The organism is Paenibacillus sp. FSL R5-0378 (assembly GCF_038009285.1).
Taxonomy (GTDB): domain Bacteria; phylum Bacillota; class Bacilli; order Paenibacillales; family Paenibacillaceae; genus Paenibacillus_AQ; species Paenibacillus_AQ favisporus.
In genome coordinates, this window is the sequence record NZ_JBBPAY010000001.1 from 1,843,190 (window position 1) to 1,862,732 (window position 19,543).

The 19,543-nt window shown below is 54.1% G+C and carries 20 protein-coding genes; 17 read left to right on the forward strand and 3 right to left on the reverse strand.

Annotated elements, in window-relative coordinates:
• Positions 1–22: 22 nt before the first annotated feature.
• A complete protein-coding gene (gene kdpC / locus MKY74_RS08520; protein ID WP_076173479.1) occupies positions 23–640 on the forward strand; it encodes a potassium-transporting ATPase subunit KdpC in 618 nt (205 codons plus the stop codon).
• A 67-nt stretch (positions 641–707) separates the two neighbouring features.
• On the opposite strand, the gene MKY74_RS08525 is transcribed toward kdpC, so the two are convergent.
• Complete coding sequence (locus tag MKY74_RS08525; protein ID WP_076173478.1) at positions 708–2,057, reverse strand: Nramp family divalent metal transporter; 1,350 nt, start codon at positions 2,055–2,057, stop codon at positions 708–710.
• Between the two features lie 241 nt (positions 2,058–2,298).
• On the opposite strand from MKY74_RS08525, the gene MKY74_RS08530 reads away from it, so the two are divergent.
• The 14 genes from MKY74_RS08530 (at position 2,299) to MKY74_RS08595 (ending at position 15,597) form a co-directional block, all read left to right on the forward strand.
• Positions 2,299–2,718, forward strand: coding sequence for an organic hydroperoxide resistance protein (locus MKY74_RS08530; protein WP_076173477.1), 420 nt, complete (start codon positions 2,299–2,301; stop codon positions 2,716–2,718).
• Between the two features lie 261 nt (positions 2,719–2,979).
• Complete coding sequence (locus MKY74_RS08535; RefSeq protein ID WP_076173476.1) at positions 2,980–3,225, forward strand: zinc ribbon domain-containing protein; 246 nt, start codon at positions 2,980–2,982, stop codon at positions 3,223–3,225.
• Between the two features lie 180 nt (positions 3,226–3,405).
• Positions 3,406–3,684: a hypothetical protein gene (locus tag MKY74_RS08540; RefSeq protein WP_076173475.1), complete on the forward strand. Its 279-nt coding sequence runs from the start codon at positions 3,406–3,408 to the stop codon at positions 3,682–3,684.
• A gap of 125 nt (positions 3,685–3,809) precedes the next feature.
• A complete protein-coding gene (locus tag MKY74_RS08545) occupies positions 3,810–4,232 on the forward strand; it encodes a thiol-disulfide oxidoreductase DCC family protein (protein ID WP_076173474.1) in 423 nt (140 codons plus the stop codon).
• Positions 4,233–4,409: 177 nt separating this feature from the next.
• Positions 4,410–5,573 (forward strand): hypothetical protein, encoded by a 1,164-nt coding sequence (locus MKY74_RS08550; RefSeq protein WP_144025479.1) that lies wholly within the window; start codon positions 4,410–4,412, stop codon positions 5,571–5,573.
• The gene (locus MKY74_RS08555; RefSeq protein WP_076173472.1) at positions 5,566–6,792 is read left to right on the forward strand and encodes a CpaF family protein; all 1,227 of its coding nucleotides are present in this window, start codon (positions 5,566–5,568) and stop codon (positions 6,790–6,792) included. Before MKY74_RS08550 ends, MKY74_RS08555 begins: the two co-directional genes overlap by 8 nt.
• A 208-nt stretch (positions 6,793–7,000) precedes the next feature.
• Positions 7,001–7,780: a type II secretion system F family protein gene (locus MKY74_RS08560; RefSeq protein ID WP_076173471.1), complete on the forward strand. Its 780-nt coding sequence runs from the start codon at positions 7,001–7,003 to the stop codon at positions 7,778–7,780.
• A 13-nt stretch (positions 7,781–7,793) separates the two neighbouring features.
• The gene (locus MKY74_RS08565; protein ID WP_076173470.1) at positions 7,794–8,666 is read left to right on the forward strand and encodes a type II secretion system F family protein; all 873 of its coding nucleotides are present in this window, start codon (positions 7,794–7,796) and stop codon (positions 8,664–8,666) included.
• 11 nt (positions 8,667–8,677) lie between these two features.
• Entirely contained in the window at positions 8,678–8,866 is a 189-nt protein-coding gene (locus tag MKY74_RS08570; RefSeq protein WP_076173469.1) for a Flp1 family type IVb pilin, read from the forward strand.
• 46 nt (positions 8,867–8,912) lie between these two features.
• On the forward strand, positions 8,913–9,533 hold the full coding sequence (locus MKY74_RS08575; protein ID WP_084204051.1) for a pilus assembly protein TadE: 621 nt from the start codon (positions 8,913–8,915) through the stop codon (positions 9,531–9,533).
• Between the two features lie 23 nt (positions 9,534–9,556).
• On the forward strand, positions 9,557–11,791 hold the full coding sequence (locus MKY74_RS08580) for a TadE/TadG family type IV pilus assembly protein (RefSeq protein ID WP_076173467.1): 2,235 nt from the start codon (positions 9,557–9,559) through the stop codon (positions 11,789–11,791).
• Complete coding sequence (locus MKY74_RS08585; RefSeq protein WP_076173466.1) at positions 11,760–12,791, forward strand: TadE/TadG family type IV pilus assembly protein; 1,032 nt, start codon at positions 11,760–11,762, stop codon at positions 12,789–12,791. Before MKY74_RS08580 ends, MKY74_RS08585 begins: the two co-directional genes overlap by 32 nt.
• Positions 12,792–12,962: 171 nt before the next feature.
• The gene (locus MKY74_RS08590) at positions 12,963–13,469 is read left to right on the forward strand and encodes an A24 family peptidase (protein ID WP_076173465.1); all 507 of its coding nucleotides are present in this window, start codon (positions 12,963–12,965) and stop codon (positions 13,467–13,469) included.
• 46 nt (positions 13,470–13,515) lie between these two features.
• Positions 13,516–15,597, forward strand: coding sequence for a DUF6382 domain-containing protein (locus MKY74_RS08595; RefSeq protein ID WP_144025478.1), 2,082 nt, complete (start codon positions 13,516–13,518; stop codon positions 15,595–15,597).
• A gap of 17 nt (positions 15,598–15,614) precedes the next feature.
• On the opposite strand, the gene MKY74_RS08600 is transcribed toward MKY74_RS08595, so the two are convergent.
• Both MKY74_RS08600 and MKY74_RS08605 read right to left on the reverse strand, forming a co-directional pair.
• Entirely contained in the window at positions 15,615–16,520 is a 906-nt protein-coding gene (locus tag MKY74_RS08600) for a TIGR01777 family oxidoreductase (RefSeq protein ID WP_076173463.1), read from the reverse strand.
• A 198-nt stretch (positions 16,521–16,718) separates the two neighbouring features.
• Entirely contained in the window at positions 16,719–17,189 is a 471-nt protein-coding gene (locus tag MKY74_RS08605; RefSeq protein WP_076173462.1) for a DUF2621 family protein, read from the reverse strand.
• Positions 17,190–17,312: 123 nt separating this feature from the next.
• Between MKY74_RS08605 and MKY74_RS08610 the strand changes: the two genes are divergently transcribed.
• On the forward strand, positions 17,313–18,434 hold the full coding sequence (locus MKY74_RS08610) for a deoxyribonuclease IV (RefSeq protein WP_076173461.1): 1,122 nt from the start codon (positions 17,313–17,315) through the stop codon (positions 18,432–18,434).
• 70 nt (positions 18,435–18,504) lie between these two features.
• Entirely contained in the window at positions 18,505–19,404 is a 900-nt protein-coding gene (purU, locus tag MKY74_RS08615) for a formyltetrahydrofolate deformylase (protein WP_076173460.1), read from the forward strand.
• Positions 19,405–19,543 lie beyond the last annotated feature (139 nt).

Below are 19,543 nucleotides of genomic sequence, written 5' to 3' on the forward strand. Positions count from 1 at the left end.
TATGAAAAAGGGATGATACGATATGAAAACGACGGTGACGACGGCGATCGGCGAAGAAAAGTGGAACGGTTCCTTGTGGGGTGTCGCCCTTCGCACGAGTCTGGTGCTGATCGTCCTATGCGGGATTGCGTATCCGCTGGTGAGCACCGGCCTGGCCCAGCTGATCTTTCCAAACCAGGCGAGCGGCAGCATGCTAAAGGACAGCACGGGAAAGGTCGTGGGTTCCGAGCTGATTGGCCAGTCCTTTACGGACCCTTCCTTCTTCCAGGGGCGGGTTTCCAGCATTGATTACAAGGCAGAGGGTTCGGGATCGAACAACTATGCCCCGTCCAATCCCGAGCTGCTGAAGCGGGTTCAAGCCTCGGTCGCGGATTGGCAAAAGAACAACCCTGATGTGCCGGTCAGCGAGCTTCCGGTGGACCTGATCACCAACTCGGGCTCCGGGCTGGATCCCCATATTACACCCGAATCAGCGAAAGCTCAGGTACCGCGGATCAGCAAACTGCGCGGCGTTTCGGCCGATGAGCTGGACCGTCTCGTTGAGCGGAACACAGAGGGCCGGGACCTCGGCGTATTCGGCGAGAAGCGGGTCAATGTGCTGAAGCTGAACCTGGTCCTGAGCGAGCTTGGCAAGTCCTGATATTTTAAAAAGCCCCGTATCCATGGAATCCATGAGATACGGGGCTTTTATTTTGTGTCCGGTGCTATTAACCGAAAATGGTCTGAACCAGAAGGTACACGTTCAGGACAATGATAAATGCCGCCACGACCCAGGCCAATATTTTGACCCAAACCGGATTGACGAATTTGCCCATAAGTTTCTTGTCGCTAGTAAACTTGACCAGCGGAACCACTGCAAACGGCAGCTGGAGGGACAGGATGACCTGGCTCAGAATAAGCAGATCCTCGGTGCCGCTCTCGCCGTAGATGGCCGTTACGATGACCGCCGGGATGATGGCAATCATCCGGGTGATCAGCCGGCGCAGCCAGGACGGCAGCCGCAGGTTCAGGAAGCCCTCCATGACGATCTGTCCGGCGAGCGTGCCGGTCAGCGTCGAGTTCTGGCCCGATGCCAGCAGGGCGACGGCGAACAAAATGCTTCCGAGCGTCGTTCCGAGCAGCGGCGTCAGCAGATGGTACGCATCGCTGATGTCGGCGACGGTAGTCATCCCCGCCTTGTGGAATGTCGCCGCCGAGACGATCAGGATCGCCGCGTTGATGAACAGGGCAAGCGTCAGCGCAATCGTCGAATCCCACACGGAAAATTTGATGGCTTCCCGCTTGCCCTTGTCGGTGTTTTCGTACTGCCGGGTCTGCACGATCGATGAGTGAAGGTACAGGTTATGCGGCATAACGGTCGCGCCAAGGATGCCGATGGCGATATAGAGCTTCTGATGATCGGTCACCAGATCGGCCGTCGGGATGAACCCGGTGAGGATGCTGGCGGCATCCGGCTTGGAGAGCCACAGATCGATCCCGAAGCACAGTCCGATCGTCACGATCAGCACGATGACGAGCGTCTCGATCGCCCGAAAGCCCTTGTGCTGCAGCAGCAGCACAAGCAGGACGTCGAGGGCGGTGATCAGCACGCCGTACAGGATCGGGATCCCGAACAGCAGCTTCAGGGCGATCGCCGAACCGATGACTTCGGCCAGATCGCAGGCTGCGATGGCCAGTTCACACAGCACCCACAGACCGATGCTGACCGGCTTGCTGTAATGGCTGCGGCACGCCTGCGCCAGGTCGTGGCCTGTAACGATGCCGAGCTTGCTGCACAGCGACTGGAGCAGGACGGCCATCAGGTTCGACAGCAGGATCACGGCCAGCAGGGAATAGCCGAACCGGGATCCCCCGGCGATGTCCGTCGCCCAGTTTCCGGGATCCATATAGCCTACAGCAACCAGATATCCGGGGCCGACAAAGGCCAGAAATTTGCGAAAAGTCGAGGCGTTCACCGGGACCTTCATAGATTGGTTTACGTCAGACAGCGAAGTTCGTTCCTTCGGTTTCTCCCACGTATTGGACTTGGAAGGATGTATAATTTCGGTGTCTTTCATATGCATCACACCTTATTAAAATTATTGTAATGTAATAAATGTTCTACTATTCATTGTACTCATACAAATTTGTTTGTCTAGGGAAACTTTTGTGTGGTTGTACAATTATTTTTGGGACACACAAGAATGGGATGCGCACCTCTTCTGAATAGCCATTACCCGAAGGATCCCGTTTCAATTTGGAAGGATCGCTTTAATTAATGAGGGTAGGGTCAAATTTCAGGAAAAGGAGTCGATGAAGATGAAAGCTCTATATACGGCAACGGCAACGGTCCATGGCGGCCGGGAGGGTTCGGTCGCATCCTCCGATGGTGTCCTGAAGCATGAACTCAGTATGCCCAAAGAATTAGGGGGAGCCGGCAGCAATGGAACCAACCCCGAGCAGCTGTTTGCAGCCGGGTACGGTGCCTGCTACGAAAGCGCACTGGCCAATGTGGCCCGCCAGGCCGGCGTCAAGCTGAATGATGTGGAAGTCACTTCCAACGTCATGATCGGCAAAGACGAAAGCGACGGCGGTTTCCGCCTTGCGGCCCGTCTCGATATCAAGCTGCCCGGGATCGAACGCGAACAAGCGGAAGAGCTTGCGAAAAAGGCGCATGAATTCTGCCCGTATTCCAAAGCCACGCGGGGGAATATCGATGTTGAGCTGAACGTTATTTAAATTACGCCAGGATGTATCCGAACGTCTATCGACGTACCTTCATAGAAAACTGGCCGCGTTTCGCGGAGGTTTTCCGTGCGATGATGGAATGATTCAGTTCCACTGAACTTTATCATCGTAACAAAAGCCGGGGGCTCACCACGCGGTGGCGGCTGCTTCCGGCTTTTTGTCGTATCCTTTTACGGCATAACTATATCCCTGGAACGATTTCCACCGCCCTGGCGTAAAATAGTTAGGCACCAAAGGAAAGGGGAGATCAGCTTGAGCATTAAGGACATCATTGAGGATCGTTTTGTATGCGTTAAGTGCAAGGGGCGGATCTGCGACATCCGTGAGGTTTCCATGACGGGAGCCGGCCTCAGCAAGATGTTTGATATCCAGCATATCCATTATTTATTTGTTTCCTGCAAGCATTGCGGGAATGTCGAGGTGCTTAATCCCGATATTTTGGAAGGGAAAAAGAAAGATCAGCTTGGCACGATTCTGGATATTTTCTTTGGGAGTTAGGCATCCTTTATATTGAAGGGAAGCAAAAGAGATCGGTACTGTAGAGACATATTGGGGCCAAATACATGAATTACATACCCTTCTTTGTTGACATGATATATAAAATTCATTTAATATGTCTAAGTACTTGTTACGTACTATTTGTCCGAGGCAAGAAAACTAAATAAACGGGTGATGCATATGTCTTACAGACCGATCATTACGAACGTCAGAGAAGCCAGCAGCAATGAAAAAAGCGGATTGTACGAATTCATTATCAACCTGGCTGACGGAACAGAGTGCCGTGCGTTCTATAACCGTTTTCAGGAATGGAAAATGACTAACATCAGCCGATTGCAGAAAACTCCTTGTCCTGTATGCCGCAAAGACTTTATTTGCAAGTGCATGGAGAGCTTTACAGGCGAGCTGGAACAGCAAATCGTTGAGAACCAATGGATTGATAAGGCGCTTGCCCATTAATATCATCCAGGAGATACAGGTGCGGGATTATGAATCCCGTGCTTTTTTCTATTTTCGGGGAGTTATGAGGTGGCTTGATTTACGAGGCAATAAGGAAGATACTGGAGGTAAGGGAGGGCTCGCCGATGACCATGCAGCAAGGAAGCGCAGGTAAGCCAAATGCCATTGTTCTGATTGACGGCGTCTGTCATTTATGCCAGGGGCTGACCAAGTTCATTCTCCAACGGGATCCGGCAGGAATATTCCATTTTGCCTCTCTCCAGTCCGAGATCGGAGAGAAGCTGCTCCGGGAGGGCGGCTTGCCAGTCGGAACCCTAAATACCGTCGTTCTGATTGATAACGGACGCTATTATACGGAATCTGCTGCGGCTTTGCGGATTGTGCGGCGTTTAAAGCAGCCTTGGCCGCTTCTGTATGCTTTCATCGCTGTGCCTGCGCCGCTCCGGAACGTGATCTATCGCTGGGTCGCGCGCAACCGGTACCGCTGGTTTGGCAAGGAGGAAGCCTGCCTGCTGCCCACGCCAGAGATTAGGAACCGTTTTCTGTGAAAAATGAACCGTTACCGGATCGATTTTTTCATGTCAAAGTGTATTGTGTTTCCGGTCCGGATGTGATAAATTCTAAATTAAGTAAATACTTACCAATAACGGAAGCACCGTTTAACACCCGCCAGGCGGGTTGTTGGACGGTGCTTTTTTGCTGTCTGAAACGAGGAGGGATCATTCGTGATGGTACCATACCGAATTACGCTTGCGGTCAAGGAGGCGCAGTATCTGGAGGGTATCCTGCACTATGTTCACAGCAGCGAGTTTGGGGACAAGCTGCACATATCCGGATTCACTAAATTGGACGCTTTTATGAAGTATATGGACGGCGAGGAGCTGCCCGACGCCGTCGTTGGGGAGGCCGCTTTCCTGGAACCCTGGCTTGCCGGGAAGAACGGCGATATACCGAACTGGGTTTTGCTCGGACATGGGGAGGCAGCCTCTATACAAGGACCGGTGCTCCCCAAATATCAGCCCCTTCCAGAGTTGATAGCTTCTATCCTCGGCTTATGCCGGAGGGAAGGTCAGCGGCGTACGCTGCCGGTGGCGGACGGAGAGGCCGTGACGATCGGCTTCGTCTCCATTGTAGGCGGGAGTGGGAAGACGACCGCCGCCGTTAATATGGCCAAACAGCTGGGGGCGGCCGGACTGTCGGTATTTTATTTGAACCTTGAAACCGTGAACAGCAGCGGAATTTTTCCCAGACAGGGGGGCGGTGCGGAGAGTGCCGAGGGGCTGCCCGGGATGCTGTACGAGTTGAAAGCGGCCCAGGAGGAGAAGCGTGTGCAGACGATGGTATCTCCGGAGCCGTACACCGTCCATCATCCGGGAATTCGTGCGGATTGGTTCAAACCCGTCACCAATTTGAAAGAGCTGGTTCAATTGGGGAAAGCCGATACACGGAAGCTGCTGCAGAGCATCGCGGCAAGCGGCCGGTACGACGTGGTGATCGCCGACACAGATTCCGGGCCGAACGAACGCCTGGCCGCCGTCCTGGAAGGATGCCGCCACCTGGTCTGGCTGATGCTGGACGACATCACCAATCTGTACAAAAACGGCCAGTGGTTTGCGTTTATGGAGCGGAGCCAGCCGGAACTGTTCGCCGAGCTTGCCGGAAAGAGCCGGTACGTGGTCAACCGGTTCACCGGGCAGCTGGCCAATCCGCTGCCCGCGTGCATTCCGGAGGTGGACGGCGTTCTGCCTTATACCCCTTCCTGGAAGCAGAACAGCAACGAAGAGCTGCTGCTCAGCTCGCCGATCTACCAGCGGGATATCCTCAAGCTGTGCAAGTCCCTCTTGGGGGACTCATTCGTCAGTGGTTCAGGGGTGAGGGGATATGGATGAAGAGCTGTTCCGCGAGCTTCGTCAAGAAATCCGGTCCGGACTGGACGTGACTTCTGCGCTTGGCAACCGGGAGCTGATGCAGTATATCGAGCGGACGGTGTTCAGGAGACCTGAGCTTCGCGAGCTGACCGCGCAGGAGAAGCGCAGCCTGATCCGGCGGATCTTCGATTCGTTCCGCGGGCTCGACATTTTGCAGCCTTTAGTGGACAATCCCGCGATTACCGAAATTATGATCAACAGCCACGAGGATATTTTTATCGAGCAGGACGGCGTGGTGTCCCGGCTGCCGCTGAAGTTCGAATCGAGGTCGAGGCTTGAAGACATTATCCAGTCGATCGTTGCCGGCGTGAACCGCGTCGTCAACGAGTCTTCGCCGATCGTGGACGCCAGGCTGAAGGACGGCTCACGGGTCAACATCGTCCTGCCGCCGGTTGCGCTGAAGGGGCCGACGATGACGATCCGGAAGTTCCCCGAATCGCCGATGACGATGCAGGACTTGATCGTCCGGAGAGCGCTGAGTCCGGAGGCGGCTGAGTTTCTGCAGCAGCTGGTGGTGGGGAAATACAACATCTTTATCAGCGGCGGGACGGGCTCAGGCAAAACGACGTTCCTCAATGCACTGTCACAATTCATCCCGCCGGACGAACGGGTGATCACGATTGAAGATTCGGCTGAGCTTCAGATTGTCACGGTCCCCAATCTGGTCGCTCTGGAGACCCGTAACGCCAACACGGAGGGGAGAGGGGAAATCGCCATCCGGGATCTGATCCGCTCCTCCCTTCGGATGCGTCCCAATCGGATCGTGGTCGGCGAGGTCCGGGGGAGCGAGGCGCTCGATATGCTGCAGGCGATGAACACCGGCCATGATGGAAGCTTATCGACCGGCCATGCGAACAACACGCGCGATATGATCAGCCGGCTGGAGACGATGGTGCTGAGCGGAGCTGATCTGCCTGTGCCTGTCGTCCGCCAGCAGATCAGCTCGGCGATCGATATTTTTGTCCATCTGTCCAGGATGCGCGACCGCACGCGGAAGGTCACTGAAATCAGCGAGGTGGCCGGGCTGGAGAACGGTGAGGTGGTCCTTAATCCGTTGTTCCGTTTTCGGGAGACGGGGGAGAAGGATGGAAAGGTTGAAGGGGAGTTGGAGCCGACGGGAAACGGATTGATTCATGTCGCAAAGCTTCAGGCTGCGGGAATCGCTGCCGCTAAGAAGTGAAGCGGACATTTTTAATCCAAATATGAAGAGGTTGGGATCGCGGGCTGCTTGATTCAGCATCAAATGAAAAGGCCTTAATAAACCAGTTGGGTACTGTCACCAGGGAGGTGAAGCGATGTTACACGAACAGCAGGGAACAGGGAGCAGCGGTAACCGGCGGAAGGCCGCTCCTCCCAAGAAGCCAGGCAGGGCGCTCAGGAGGCAAAGCATGGAGGGATCTCCCCCTCCAGAGGGGATAGGGAAGAAGCTTCCGAATTACCAGACTTATGAGCTGAACGGGCTCCAGCGTATGGCATGCATTGCTATTGGGGGCTTGTTATGCTTCGGAATCGGGTATTTGTTCTATCATCAATGGCTCGTAGCTATGATCATGGCATCCGGCGGATGGATCGTTCCGCGGTTTTGGAAGGCTCATCTTCTGGAGCGCCGGAGGACCGCGATGAATCTTCACTTTAAGCAGGCGCTGTATTCGCTGTCTTCCTCCCTGTCTGCGGGCAAATCGGTGGAGAACGGATTTAGGGAGGCTATTCAGGACCTGCGGATGCTCGACCCGGATGCGGAGAATGACCTGATTACCGAGCTGGGCATTATCTGCGCAAGAATGGAATACGGCGAACCGGTCGAGGATGCGCTGAATGACTTCAGCCGCCGTGCCGCAATGGAGGATATCACGAATTTTGCGGATGTGTTCACGACGTGTAAGCGCACGGGAGGAGACCTTGTCGAGGTTGTACGGCACACCTCAACGGTGATCGGCGAGAAGCTGGATATCAAACAGGAGATCTCGGTCATGATCGCCCAGAAAAAGTTTGAATCCAGAGCCTTGTTGGCTGCGCCTATCCTGATGCTGATGTTTATGAATTTTACGGCTGGAGACTATATGCAGCCGCTGTACAGCGGGATGGGCATCGTGATTTCGACAGGTGCATTGGCGGGGCTGGGCGGCTGCCTGCTATGGATTATGAAAATGATGAATATCAAGGTGTGAACGGGGTGAAGACATGAAATTATTGGCTACCGTGATGCTGGTTCTGCTGGCGGGAGGTTGGGTGGTGCAGAACCAGCGCTGCGGCGACAAGTATAAGCGGTTGATGACATTGCCGATGGAAGGGATTCGGCTGAGAGCGGTGATGCGGCCCATGCTGTACATCATCGACCAGTACAAGCTGACTGCTCGTTTTCCGCTCTTCTTCTTCAGGCTTCAGCGCTCGATCCAGAAGATTCACGGGCAGCGGCACAGCGTGGAGATGACGCTCCTGTATGCCGGAGAGATGCTGTGTTACAGCTGGCTGATGCTGATGCTGGGCTGCCTGCTGACGCTTGCCGCCGGGGGGAACACGGGGCTTATTATTGGAGGGCTGCTGGCCATCCTTCTGCCGGCCGCGATTATTAAGGACCTGCATACGAAGGTCGATAAGCGGGACCAGGATATTACGATCGAGCTGGCTGAGCTGCTGAACAAGATCGTACTGCTTGTCGGAGCCGGCGAGACGGTGCAGAAGGCCATCACGCGATGCGCACGTCAGAAGGAAGCCCAAAGGGATCATCCGCTTTATAAGGAACTAATCCGGATGATCGATGATCTGGAAGGCGGATATTCCTTTCAGCAGTCGTTTGAAAATTTTAGCAAACGCTGTGCCGTACAGGAGGTATCCGCGTTTACGACAGCCGTGCTGCTCAATTTACGGCGAGGGGGCAGCGACTTTGCCATGGCGCTGAACGACTTGTCCCGGGGATTATGGGAGAAGCGCAAGGCCATTACCCGGACACGAGGAGAGCAAGCTTCGTCAAAGCTCGTTTTTCCAATGATGGTCATTTTTATGATCGTGATTGTGCTGGTGGGCACACCGGCTTTTATGATGATGAACATGTAGGAGGGGTATAAATGCTGACAATGATAAGACGAAGCGGCAAGAAATTATGGAGGGACGAGGAGGGACTCGGAACGCTCGAAATGCTGCTGATTATCGTCGTGATCCTCATTATCGCGCTTCTGTTTAAGAAGCAAATCATGGAGCTTATCAACAAACTGCTGGCTAACGTCAACAAAAAAAGTGAAGAATTTACGAGCTAGGTTAAAAGAATGCGAGGGAAGCTTTACGCTGGAAGCCTCCCTCGTCATGCCGGTCGTTCTGTTCACGACGATGATTCTGCTGTTTCTGTCCCTATATATGTATCAGCAGAGCATGCTGCATCAAGCGGCGTCCGCAGCCGCGGAGCGCACGGCCTACAGCTGGGATAACAGCCATAAAGAAGCGCTTGACGGCTCGGTTCCGGTCAATCAATATGATTCGCTGTATTGGCGAATGACAGACGATCAATGGCTTGGTGCGTTGTTTGGCTGGGCAGGAGCCGAAAACTCACAGACGGTACCTGTTCCAAGTACCTCTTCTACGCAAGGGGCGCTGACGGCGATCAAGCTGAACAAAACCGGCTCGGCGATTCCGGCAGGCATGCAGGGGGATATGACCTATAAAAATGCTTTGCTGCAGCGGAAAGTAACTGCCAGCTTGAACCAAATGATCTCTCTTCGGCCGCTCGATGCCATGCTGGACGGAGGGAGCGAGCTTCGAACCTCTGGGAGTTCATTGGTCGTGGATCCGGTCGAATTTATCCGCAGCATCCATCTGATGAGATACTACGGCTCGAAGTTCAAGAAGAATGATGCTGGTGAAGGGATGGATCGAGGCAGCGCGGCTGGGGTGCTGAAGCAGCTTCAAACTTCCGGAAGCCAGCCTTAGGACCCGGAGAGGAGGATTGGCGGTTGTTCGGTAAGAGACGCTCGGAAAGTGGATCGGTATCCATCTTTCTTATTGGGGTTTTGGCCATGATTTTTGCGTTTGTCGCATTATTTATCGACTACGCCCGGATCGCGGCGATGAAGGCGCAGAGCGAGCGGTTGGTCCGTGCGGCGGTCCGGTCGGTCATGTCGTCGTACGACCCTGAACTGCAGGAAAGGTATGGACTTTTTGCACATGGCAGCACGAGCGGCGATCAGATTATGGCTGGCGTGCTTAACAGCACGATGGATAAGGGAGACCGCAGCGATCGGTTTGATCTGCTTCCGCTTCAGCTGGACACCTCGTCGCTCAAGATGGAACGGATGCTGGGGGAGTATGACATTTTTAATAGGGAAGTCAGCGAGGAGATGAAGTATAAAGCGCCCATCGACTTTTCCCTGGAACTCGTCAGCAGGTTCAAGCCGCTGTCCGAATCCATGAAGGAAGCCTCGGATACGGTGGATGTCCTGGGCAAGCTGCAGAAGCTGTATGACAAGCGCGAGGAGGCCCTAGATCAGATGCTGGCGGCCCAGAGAAAGGCCGGTCAAAGCCTGAAGGAGGCTCCGGATTTGATCATGAAGCCTGCCGGAGGGGCGATTCCGGACCAATCGCTCGGTTCTTCGGAAGTGGTCACCGCGGCCGACATCGCCGCACAATATGAGGACTACGTAGACAAGGTCATTCAGGATGCAAACCGTGGCGAAGACGAAGAGGAACAGTACAGCTCGGAAATACAGGAGCATAACCGCAGCTCAGGAAAGGTCATTTCCCGCCTGCAGGGCATCCAGTCCTCGGCGGCCAAGAGCCATGCGAAGGAACTCCAGAATGCCCTGGAGTACTGGGAGGAGGCCCGGAGCAGCAACGATAAGATGAAGGAAGTGATTGCAGAAGCCGGAAACCGCGGCGGGACCGAAGGCTACGATCAGGTCGGGAGCGCCATAATCCCGGGGGCGGCACCGGAAGCATCCGGAAGCGATCCAGCGGCGATTCATGGCATCCGGGACGGCATAGACCAACTGCTGCTGTCCGATAGTCTGCTTCAGGAACTGAATGATGTAATTCAGACCCAAAAACAGGATTATAGTGCATTTAACAACCAGTTATCTACTCTTTTATCTTCCCTTGCCGAGTCTTCCGGAGTTCAGGGAAGCAGTGGGCGCATGAAAAATGAGGTGATTCAGGGAGTAAGCGCCGCTGACCGTTATGTCCATGATTACGCCGTGTCAGGCAGCGGGAATAAGCTCGACCGGGTGGCGGGTCAGCTGCAGGAGCATCGGGGATCCGATAAGGAAAGGAAAGAAAAAGAAAAGCAGAGCAAGGCCAAGCTGTCCGAAGCGGCGGGCATTTTGGAAAGCATTAATAAGCTGGACCAGAAAGTGAAGCAGCACAATGAGGAATACCAGGAGCTTCAGCAGTATTACGACGATAGCTTGACCTTTAATAAGGAAGACGCAGGCAGCGAGTACAAGGGGACCGATCTTGACCATGACCCCTATGATGCGGGCAAATCGGCCATGAAGCAGACGGATTCGGTGTATGGATCCATGGCGGGGATGATGTCGGGCATCAAGGATGAACTGTTCCAGAACGAATATGCAGCGCTGTATTTTACCCATTTTGATCTTGGACTGCTGAAAGATGCGGCGGCAAGCCCGGGAAGCCGGCTTGGGGATGCGGTTGCCGATGAGATGAGCGTAAGCCATCAAGAGCTGGAGTATATCGTGTACGGCTTCCATAACCCGGTGGGTAATGTGTCAGCGGCCTATGCCGAAATTTTTGCAGCACGGCTGGCGGTTCGGACCATGGAGGGGCTCGTGAAGAACAGCAAACTGGGAAACCCGCTGCTCGTTCTAGCTGCAGCTCTGCTGTACGGAGTAGAGATGGCCATGGCCGACATGGTGAAGCTCTGCAGGGAAGGATCCGTAGAGCTGTCCAGTTACGTCAAGATTCAAATGACATACCGCGACTACTTGAGATTGTTCCTGCTGATCCACAGCGACAATGAGAAGAAAATGTCCAGAATGCTGGCGCTGATTCGTCTGAATACGGGAATTAATCCCGCAGAACGCGCCACGTATGCGTCAGGAGAAGTCCGGATCGGAATGAGGCTGTGGTTTCTGCCCGGCGTGATCCAAATGGCGGGTTATGCCGGAGGCAGTCCGGATAACGTGGAAGGAAACCGTTACTATGTTACGAAAAAAGCGGATTTTGCTTATTGATCGGCTTCACCGCATGAATTGGGGGAGAGCTTCTGCTTTTGCCAAGGCGTTTCCGAAGCGGGAGAAGCGGGAGCTGGGCAGCATCGTCCTGGAAGCCTCATTGGTGCTGCCCGTCTTTTTGTTCTTCGTCATTTTTCTGATTTATATCGTTCAGATGACACTCATTTCTACGGCGCTGCAGAGCACCGTTTCGGATACCGTCAAGCTGGTATCTTCCCACATATATCCGGTGGCTTTGGCCATCCAGCCGGAAGCATCCGCAGGGACGGGAGACGAATCCAAGGAGCGTGACTCCGGGAGCTGGTCGGTTCCCGAGCTGTCGCTAAGCGATTGGGCTTCCCAATATACGGGGGCTCTTTCGTCTCCCCTGAAGGAATGGACGAATGAGGCAGTGGGGCGTGCCGAAGCCCCGCTCCAGGATTTAAAAAATCAGACGGCAGAGGCGGTGCTCGATCCGGTGGTCAAACCGATATTGAAGCCACAAATGCAAAGCCATTTTCTAAGTTACGAGCGAATTCATGTTTCCAATATTCAAATCCCTGACCTCAAGAACAGGACGGATCCGTATTTTGGGATTGAAGTGAGCTACGAGCTGCCGATAAAGGTCCCTTTTATCAATAGAAAAATCGTGATTCAGGCCAAAGCACAGGAACGCCTGTGGATCGGCGCCACTGATGAAGAAGGCTCAGGAGAGGGTGGAGGGGATGTTGATGGACGCACATCTATCAGCATTTTATCCAAACCAGATCCTGCGTATGTCGGCAAAAAAGCCAAAGTGCGCGCCAAGATCGCTCCAAACGGATCGGCTAATTTATCCGTGTTTTATAAAAGCGGTCAAAGCACCGCCAAATACTTGGGGGAAAAGCAGGCGGACGCGGATGGAACCATCGAGTGGGAATGGTGGGTAGGACCTAACACGACACCCGGAACCTGGCCCTTCGTCATTACGACTTCGGACGGCCAGCGGCTGGAGGTTATGTTTACCGTCGTAAAGGGATAGCTCATACCTCAAATGGTGTGGTTTTACCTCAATTGTTGTACTAGCCTCGTTTGGGTCGTGAAAAACCTCTTTTTGGCCTGTTAACCTCATGTGTCCGATACCTTACCGTAATTACGGTAACAGTTCGTTGAGTTCAACTACATAAAGAAGGGGAAAGGAGGCGGTTGTACCGTGAATCCAGCTATATATGGTTGTGCAGTGCTGATTGCCGCTGCTTTTGTGACCGATATCCGGACGATGAAAATCCCGAATAAGCTAAATTTCAGCGCAATTATCGCGGGGATAACCTTCCACGGAATTTGGGCCGGCTGGTCCGGTCTCGCGTTTGCAGGGAAAGGGATGGCTGCCGGATTCCTGGTGCTGCTCGTCATGTACTGGATGGGCGCGGTCGGAGCCGGAGATGTGAAGCTGTTTGCCGGGATCGGTGCCTGGATGGGCGCTCTGTTTGCGGTTCAGTGCGTGGTTTATTCGGTCATCTTTGCGGGAATTATCGGGCTGTTGATCTCCTTGTGGAGGAGGGACGCAATGAAGCGACTGCGCCAAGCCGCGGGAAGCCTGTCCGGATTTATTGTATTAAGGAGCCTGACCAGCTTGAGGGGAAATCGGAAAGAGCAGCTTCATTTTCCGTTTATGCTTGCCGTGCTGCCTGGCTTTATATGCGTGTGCATGTATTTGTGATTCTCGAGTTTACGAAGTGATAAGTTTCTAGAGATGGTTTTTGGAGGTGAACACCGGTTTGGAGTCGCTGATGCGTGACTTTATTCAACATGACGGAACCTTTATGGTCATTGGCCCTGCTGAAGGGTACCGTCCCGATGAGTTAAACAACATAGAGTTATCTATGATTTCGGCATCCCGAATTGCCAGATTTCTTCCGCTGCGCCTGAAGGAGATGGATCTCCGGGTAACACTCCAGTATGACATTACAGGCAAGAAGATGCTGTCCCATATGCTGAGGGGAGAGAAGCTCAGCATGCCGGATTATTACGGGCTTTTGTGCCAGGTGGCCGGGACGCTGGAAGAGAGCAAGTCTTACATGCTGCAGCTGGATAAGTATGTGCTGGACGAGGATTACATCTTCGTTGACGGATCCCTGCACTCGGGAACGCTTTATTTTACATATGTTCCACTAGAGGAGCCGTTTCAGGACAAGCCGCTGCGAATCCGATTGAAGGAATTAGTCACGCGGCTGATGGCCACGGTCCAGGAGCTGAAGGGAAACGGTGTTCAAAGACTGCTTCAATTCACCGGAGGCGAGGACTTTTCGGTCTCCGGCTTTAAAAAGCTCCTGCTCGAACTGTTAACCGCCGAGGAGGATGATGGACATGGATATGCTGACCATCCGGGAGGCGGCCAGCCGTTAGAAGGGTATCAGGATCATATTCAGCAGGCTGACAGACAAGGGTTGCCAGGTGGCAGTCGTGTTTCGGGAAAAGGAATAAGAGAAGTAGAAGATTCTGCAGCGGGCAGCGGGGTTCCTTTTCAGACGGCAAGAACAAATGCCCGGGCAGCCGAAGGGGATCGGCTGCGGTTCATGCCGATGCGGCAGGCAGACCGACAGAGTCCCGAAAGGGACTCCTTTCCGGGAGTGGGCGGGCTTCAGGAAGCGTTTGACCATTGGAACCGGAATCCAGACCGTGACGATGCCTTAGACGCAAAGGATGAGCGGGAAGCAAACGGAAAGTCTGGTGGAAAGATTTATATTGCTTTGGGCTGTCTATTGTGTGCCGCCGTGATCTGGCGGATGATTTATATGCCGAAACCTACGGCAAGCTCGCTGATGATCAGTGTCCTATTGACGATTCTGCTTGGTGTGGCGGCTTGGCTTAGCTGGTCTGGAAAGCTAAAGCTGGGCCGTTCTGTGCAGCAAGCGATGGAAGGAGAAATCCCGGATTTCGGATCGGGTGAAATCGACGATGATCGCCATGCGGCTTCACGAAAGAAAATCCCACGGTTTCAGGTGGAGCAGCTGACCGGCTGGTTCGGCAAAGGCAGCAGGCGAAAGGATCGCGATGATGACGATCACGGAACAGAGGATGCGGAACCGGATTGGAAGTGGAAGTTTTCGCAGGATTTACTTGCAGCATCAACAGGTATTGAGCTGAGGGGAGGAGGGCAGAGGACAAGCGAGACAAGCGGACCCAGCTACTCGGCGGTGGGCTCTAACAAAAAGGGGCTCGGGCTGGGGACTGGAGTTGGAATCGGACAGGAAGGACGGGATGGTAGGGAAGATCGGGATGGTCGGGAAACTTCGGCCGACCGGGAACATTATTCGGACATCCGGCAGCGTCTGTGGAGCCACCTTGAGGCTGAGGCTATCCATGCACCCGGGGTTGAATGTGCGGCCAACGAGCATGCTGGATCGGATGGAAGCGCCGGACACGATTTCCGTTTGAAGGAAGGACAGGCTATGTCCGGTGCCGGACGAAGTAATGCGACTGTACTTCTATCTGCGCCTGTGGATGGTGCTGCTGGAGGGAAAAGCCGACGCTCCGGCAGTCCCGGCTATTATTTGATTCGCGAAGGGGAGGGGCGCCCCTCCGAACGGATCGAGCTGACGCTGCCGCACTTCGTGATCGGAAGGTCGGAAGAGGTTGCCCAGTATGTAGAAGTCTCAACAGGCACCTCACGTGCGCATGTCGAGCTGGCCAGAGGCAAGGACGGCGGATACCTGATCAAGGATCTGGGCTCCCGCAACGGAAGCAAGCTGCATGGAGAGCCTATGGTGCCCTACAAGGAGTATCCGCTGAAAGATGGGGACACCTTCACCATCATCAGTGGAGTCTATACGTTCAAGGTATCCTGAGATCCCTCGTAGAACGTTTATCCCTGCTCGTTGGCAAGGCCGTTCAGAGCCTCCTGAAGGCGGGGATACCGGAATTTAAAGCCCAGCTCGAGCGCCTTGGCCGGAAGAATGCGCTGGCCTTCCAAGATGATTAAGGATTGTTCGCCAAGAACGGCCTTCATCATCACGGCGGGTACCGGAAACCAATGAGGCCGATGATACGCACGGCCAACGGCTTGCCCGAATTGATCATTAGTAACCGGCTCAGGTGCCGTGGCGTTTACCGGCCCCTCGGCCTCCGGATGCGTCATGCAAAACTCGATCAGCCGGACGATGTCTTCCAGATGAATCCAGGACAGCCACTGCCGGCCGCTGCCGATTTTGCCGCCGACCCCTAGCCTGTAGGGGAGGCGCATGATCGGGAAGGCTCCGCCCTGATTTCCAAGCACGACACCGATGCGCAGCTTGACGAGCCGCACACCCTGGATGCTATCGGCGGCGTCTTCCCACCGGCTGACGACATCCGAAGGAAAATCCATGACCCGTTTCGGACTGTTTTCGTCAAAGGTGTTGGTCCATGAGGTGCCGTAGACGGCAATAGCAGAGGCCTGGATGACGACCCCGGGCTTGCTGTGCAGCGCCTCCACAAGCTTGGCGACGGCAGCCACGGTAGTGAGGCGGGAGTGGATAATGCTGTCCTTTGCCTTGGCGGTCCACCGTTGGCTTAATGAAGAACCGGCCAAGTTGACCAGCGCATCGATGCCCTCCATCAATTCGGGATGGCTCGCAATCTCATCCCACGTATACAACACCAGCCTAGGGTCGCGTTTATGATCGGGCGGAAGCCTGCGGGTGACGACGGTCACCTCATGTCCGTTTTTAAGTAAATGCTCCGTCAGCGCGCTGCCGATAAAGCCGGTACCTCCGCAAATGGCGACTCTCATCCGATCCTCTCCTCCGAAGTTGATTTCATTTTATGATATGTATATAAATAACCCCCGGCAGAGATCAGACTGTCGAAATGAACCCATTTCTTCAATGTGAGCACTCCTGCACGGGGGTGTTCCTTCTATAAAGCGCTATTCTATTTCCCGTTCCCGGGTCTTCGGAAAAGGTCCTGAAAACCCGGTCCCAGCTGCGGATTATTTGTCCATCAGATGCTTGTAAGGCGTATAGTCAATTTGGTTCTTGTTCAGAAAGGCCACCAGGAATTTATTATCCCGTTTTGGCGTTGCTTTGATATATCCTTGGATGCAGTGATCCTGCGTTACTTCCTTGGCTCCGCTCTCCACCGCAATTTTTCCGATTTCGGCTGCAATCGAATGCTTGGCGATATCCCGGAAGGGACCCGGTACCGGCTTCACCAGTTTGTCCAGAAACGCCTTGGATTCGTCCGTCCACAGATGCCGGCTGGTTTCGACCCAGTAATTCTGCCAGTCCAGCTTGGACTTGCCGTCATTCTTCGGCAGCACCTTCAGAAATTTGCGGATCATAAAATATCCGCCGATCACCATGCACACAAGCAAAATGATGGCCCACACAAATATGGAATTCATAAACGTGTTGGACGGCGCCGTTGCAGTCAGCAACTTTGTGCCCAGTGAACTATGCATATTTTCACCTCTATAAATCGTTTATCGCAGTTATATTCCATTCTTTAGAATTATAACGCATTTATAGATTTATTTCATTATCCACGATAAAATAAGGGATAATTCGTTTAAGGGGGATAAACCATGCTCAAAATTGGTTCTCACGTGTCCTTTTCGGACAAGGGCCTGTTAACTGCAACCAAAGAAGCGGACACCTATGGATCGAGTTCGTTTATGATATATACGGGCGCACCGCAGAATACGCGGCGTAAGCCCATTGAATCGATGTACATCGAAGAAGGCAAAGCCCAAATGAAGGAGAGCGGTATCGACGAAATCGTCGTTCACGCGCCCTACATTATTAACCTCGGCTCTTATAAGTCGAATACGTTTGAGCTCGCCGTAAACTTTTTACAAGAGGAAATCCGCCGGACCCATGCTATCGGGGTCAAAAACATCGTGCTGCATCCCGGCGCCTACACCGACATGGATGCCGAATACGGCATTCAGCGCATCGCCGACGGCTTAAATGAAGTGCTCGACGGAACCAACGAGACGGAGGTTCATATCGCGCTGGAGACGATGGCCGGCAAAGGCACGGAGATGGGACGCACGTTCGACGAAATCGCCCGCATGATCGACAAGGTGAAGCACAACGAACGCCTGACGATCTGCATGGACACCTGCCATATTCATGACGCCGGTTATGATATCGTGGACGACCTTGATGGCGTGCTGGAAGAGTTCGACCGGATCATCGGTCTGAACCGGATCGGCGTTGTTCATATCAATGACAGCAAAAATCCGCGCGGCGCCGCCAAAGACCGTCATACGCCCATCGGATCCGGCTGGATCGGCTTTGACGCCATCAACCGCGTTGTCCACCACGAGAAGCTGCAAGGGCTCCCGTTCATTCTGGAAACGCCGTGGATCGGCAAGGATGCGAAGACGCAGCGGCCGATGTACGAGGTGGAGATTGCGCTGCTTCGCGGCAATGTCGGCGAACGTTTCGGCTCTGAGTTCCTCGGCCAGGTTGAACAGCTGCATTCCTTCTTTGGCAAACAGGAAGTCGATCCACGCCAATATGTGCTGGACGTGTGGAATGTGCTGAAAACCGACGCCAAGGCGAAGAAGGCCGATCCGCGCGAGCCGATGGAGCGTCTGTACGACATGATTATGGAAGCGGGACTGTTCCCTGAGCTCAGCGAGGAGCAGATCAATCTGCGCCTGACCGCCTGGTTTGCGGGTAAAGGGATTTTGGCGTAAGCCGAGCGGAATCACAGAGGGGCCATACGGTTCAAGAGAGAGAACACGAGAGAGAGGAATGGATTTACACATGGAATTGCACGTCAAAAAAGAAAACAACACGGGAAGTGCGCACGCCAACCGCGCAAGAATGCTGATTTCATGTCCGGACGGACCGGGGATTGTGGCGGCGGTATCGCATTTTCTGCATCAACACGGCGCGAATATCGTCCAATCGGACCAATATACGATGGATCCGGAAGGCGGCATGTTCTTTATGCGCGTTGAATTCGACCTGCCGGAGCTGGAGAAGAGGCTGCCGGAGCTGGAAAGCCAATTCAGCGAAGTGGCATCGACCTTCCGGATGGATTGGAAAATGCAGAACGTCAGCCGTAAGAAGAAGCTGGCCATTTTCGTATCCAAGGAAGACCATTGTCTGGTCGAGCTGCTGTGGCAGTGGCAGGCCGGCGACCTGGATGCCGAAATCGCCATGGTGGTCAGCAACCATCCGGATATGAAGGAATATGTGGAATCGTTCGGCATTCCGTACCATCACATTCCGGTGACGGCGGATACGAAGAAGGAAGCGGAGCAGCGCCAGCTTGAAGTCGTGGGCGGTGACATCGACGTGATCATCCTCGCCCGGTATATGCAGATCGTTTCACCGTTCTTTATCGAGCATTACCGCAACCGGATCATCAACATCCACCATTCGTTCCTGCCGGCCTTCGTCGGCGGTAAACCGTATGCCCAAGCCTATCAGCGCGGGGTGAAGATCATCGGGGCGACCGCGCACTACGTGACGGAGGAACTGGATGGGGGACCGATCATCGAGCAGGACGTTCAGCGGGTCAGCCACCGTGACGATGTCAGCGAGCTGAAGCGGATCGGCCGGACGATCGAGCGTGTCGTGCTGGCGCGTGCGGTGAAATGGCATATCGAGGACCGCATTCTGGTGCACGAGAACAAGACGGTCGTTTTTAACGGGTAACCCACAATAGACAGGCACCCTTGGCGCGAACTATAGCGCAGGCAGCCAGTGTCTATGAATTATTGAAAAAATGAATAAAGGCTTTTTGCGTACGAGAAGCGGCTCGCTAGTTTTCAGGAGATGTGACGAGGATGCAGGG

Excerpts from the sequence above, each read along its gene's own strand:
- kdpC (WP_076173479.1), top strand. The coding sequence starts at position 23 with ATGAAAACGACGGTGACGACGGCGATCGGCGAAGAAAAGTGGAACGGT.
- MKY74_RS08525 (WP_076173478.1), bottom strand. The coding sequence starts at position 2,057 with ATGAAAGACACCGAAATTATACATCCTTCCAAGTCCAATACGTGGGAG.
- MKY74_RS08530 (WP_076173477.1), top strand. The coding sequence starts at position 2,299 with ATGAAAGCTCTATATACGGCAACGGCAACGGTCCATGGCGGCCGGGAG.
- MKY74_RS08540 (WP_076173475.1), top strand. The coding sequence starts at position 3,406 with ATGTCTTACAGACCGATCATTACGAACGTCAGAGAAGCCAGCAGCAAT.
- MKY74_RS08545 (WP_076173474.1), top strand. The coding sequence starts at position 3,810 with ATGACCATGCAGCAAGGAAGCGCAGGTAAGCCAAATGCCATTGTTCTG.
- MKY74_RS08555 (WP_076173472.1), top strand. The coding sequence starts at position 5,566 with ATGGATGAAGAGCTGTTCCGCGAGCTTCGTCAAGAAATCCGGTCCGGA.
- MKY74_RS08560 (WP_076173471.1), top strand. The coding sequence starts at position 7,001 with ATGGAGGGATCTCCCCCTCCAGAGGGGATAGGGAAGAAGCTTCCGAAT.
- MKY74_RS08565 (WP_076173470.1), top strand. The coding sequence starts at position 7,794 with ATGAAATTATTGGCTACCGTGATGCTGGTTCTGCTGGCGGGAGGTTGG.
- MKY74_RS08570 (WP_076173469.1), top strand. The coding sequence starts at position 8,678 with ATGCTGACAATGATAAGACGAAGCGGCAAGAAATTATGGAGGGACGAG.
- MKY74_RS08575 (WP_084204051.1), top strand. The coding sequence starts at position 8,913 with ATGCCGGTCGTTCTGTTCACGACGATGATTCTGCTGTTTCTGTCCCTA.
- MKY74_RS08585 (WP_076173466.1), top strand. The coding sequence starts at position 11,760 with ATGTTACGAAAAAAGCGGATTTTGCTTATTGATCGGCTTCACCGCATG.
- MKY74_RS08600 (WP_076173463.1), bottom strand. The coding sequence starts at position 16,520 with ATGAGAGTCGCCATTTGCGGAGGTACCGGCTTTATCGGCAGCGCGCTG.
- MKY74_RS08605 (WP_076173462.1), bottom strand. The coding sequence starts at position 17,189 with ATGCATAGTTCACTGGGCACAAAGTTGCTGACTGCAACGGCGCCGTCC.
- MKY74_RS08610 (WP_076173461.1), top strand. The coding sequence starts at position 17,313 with ATGCTCAAAATTGGTTCTCACGTGTCCTTTTCGGACAAGGGCCTGTTA.
- purU (WP_076173460.1), top strand. The coding sequence starts at position 18,505 with ATGGAATTGCACGTCAAAAAAGAAAACAACACGGGAAGTGCGCACGCC.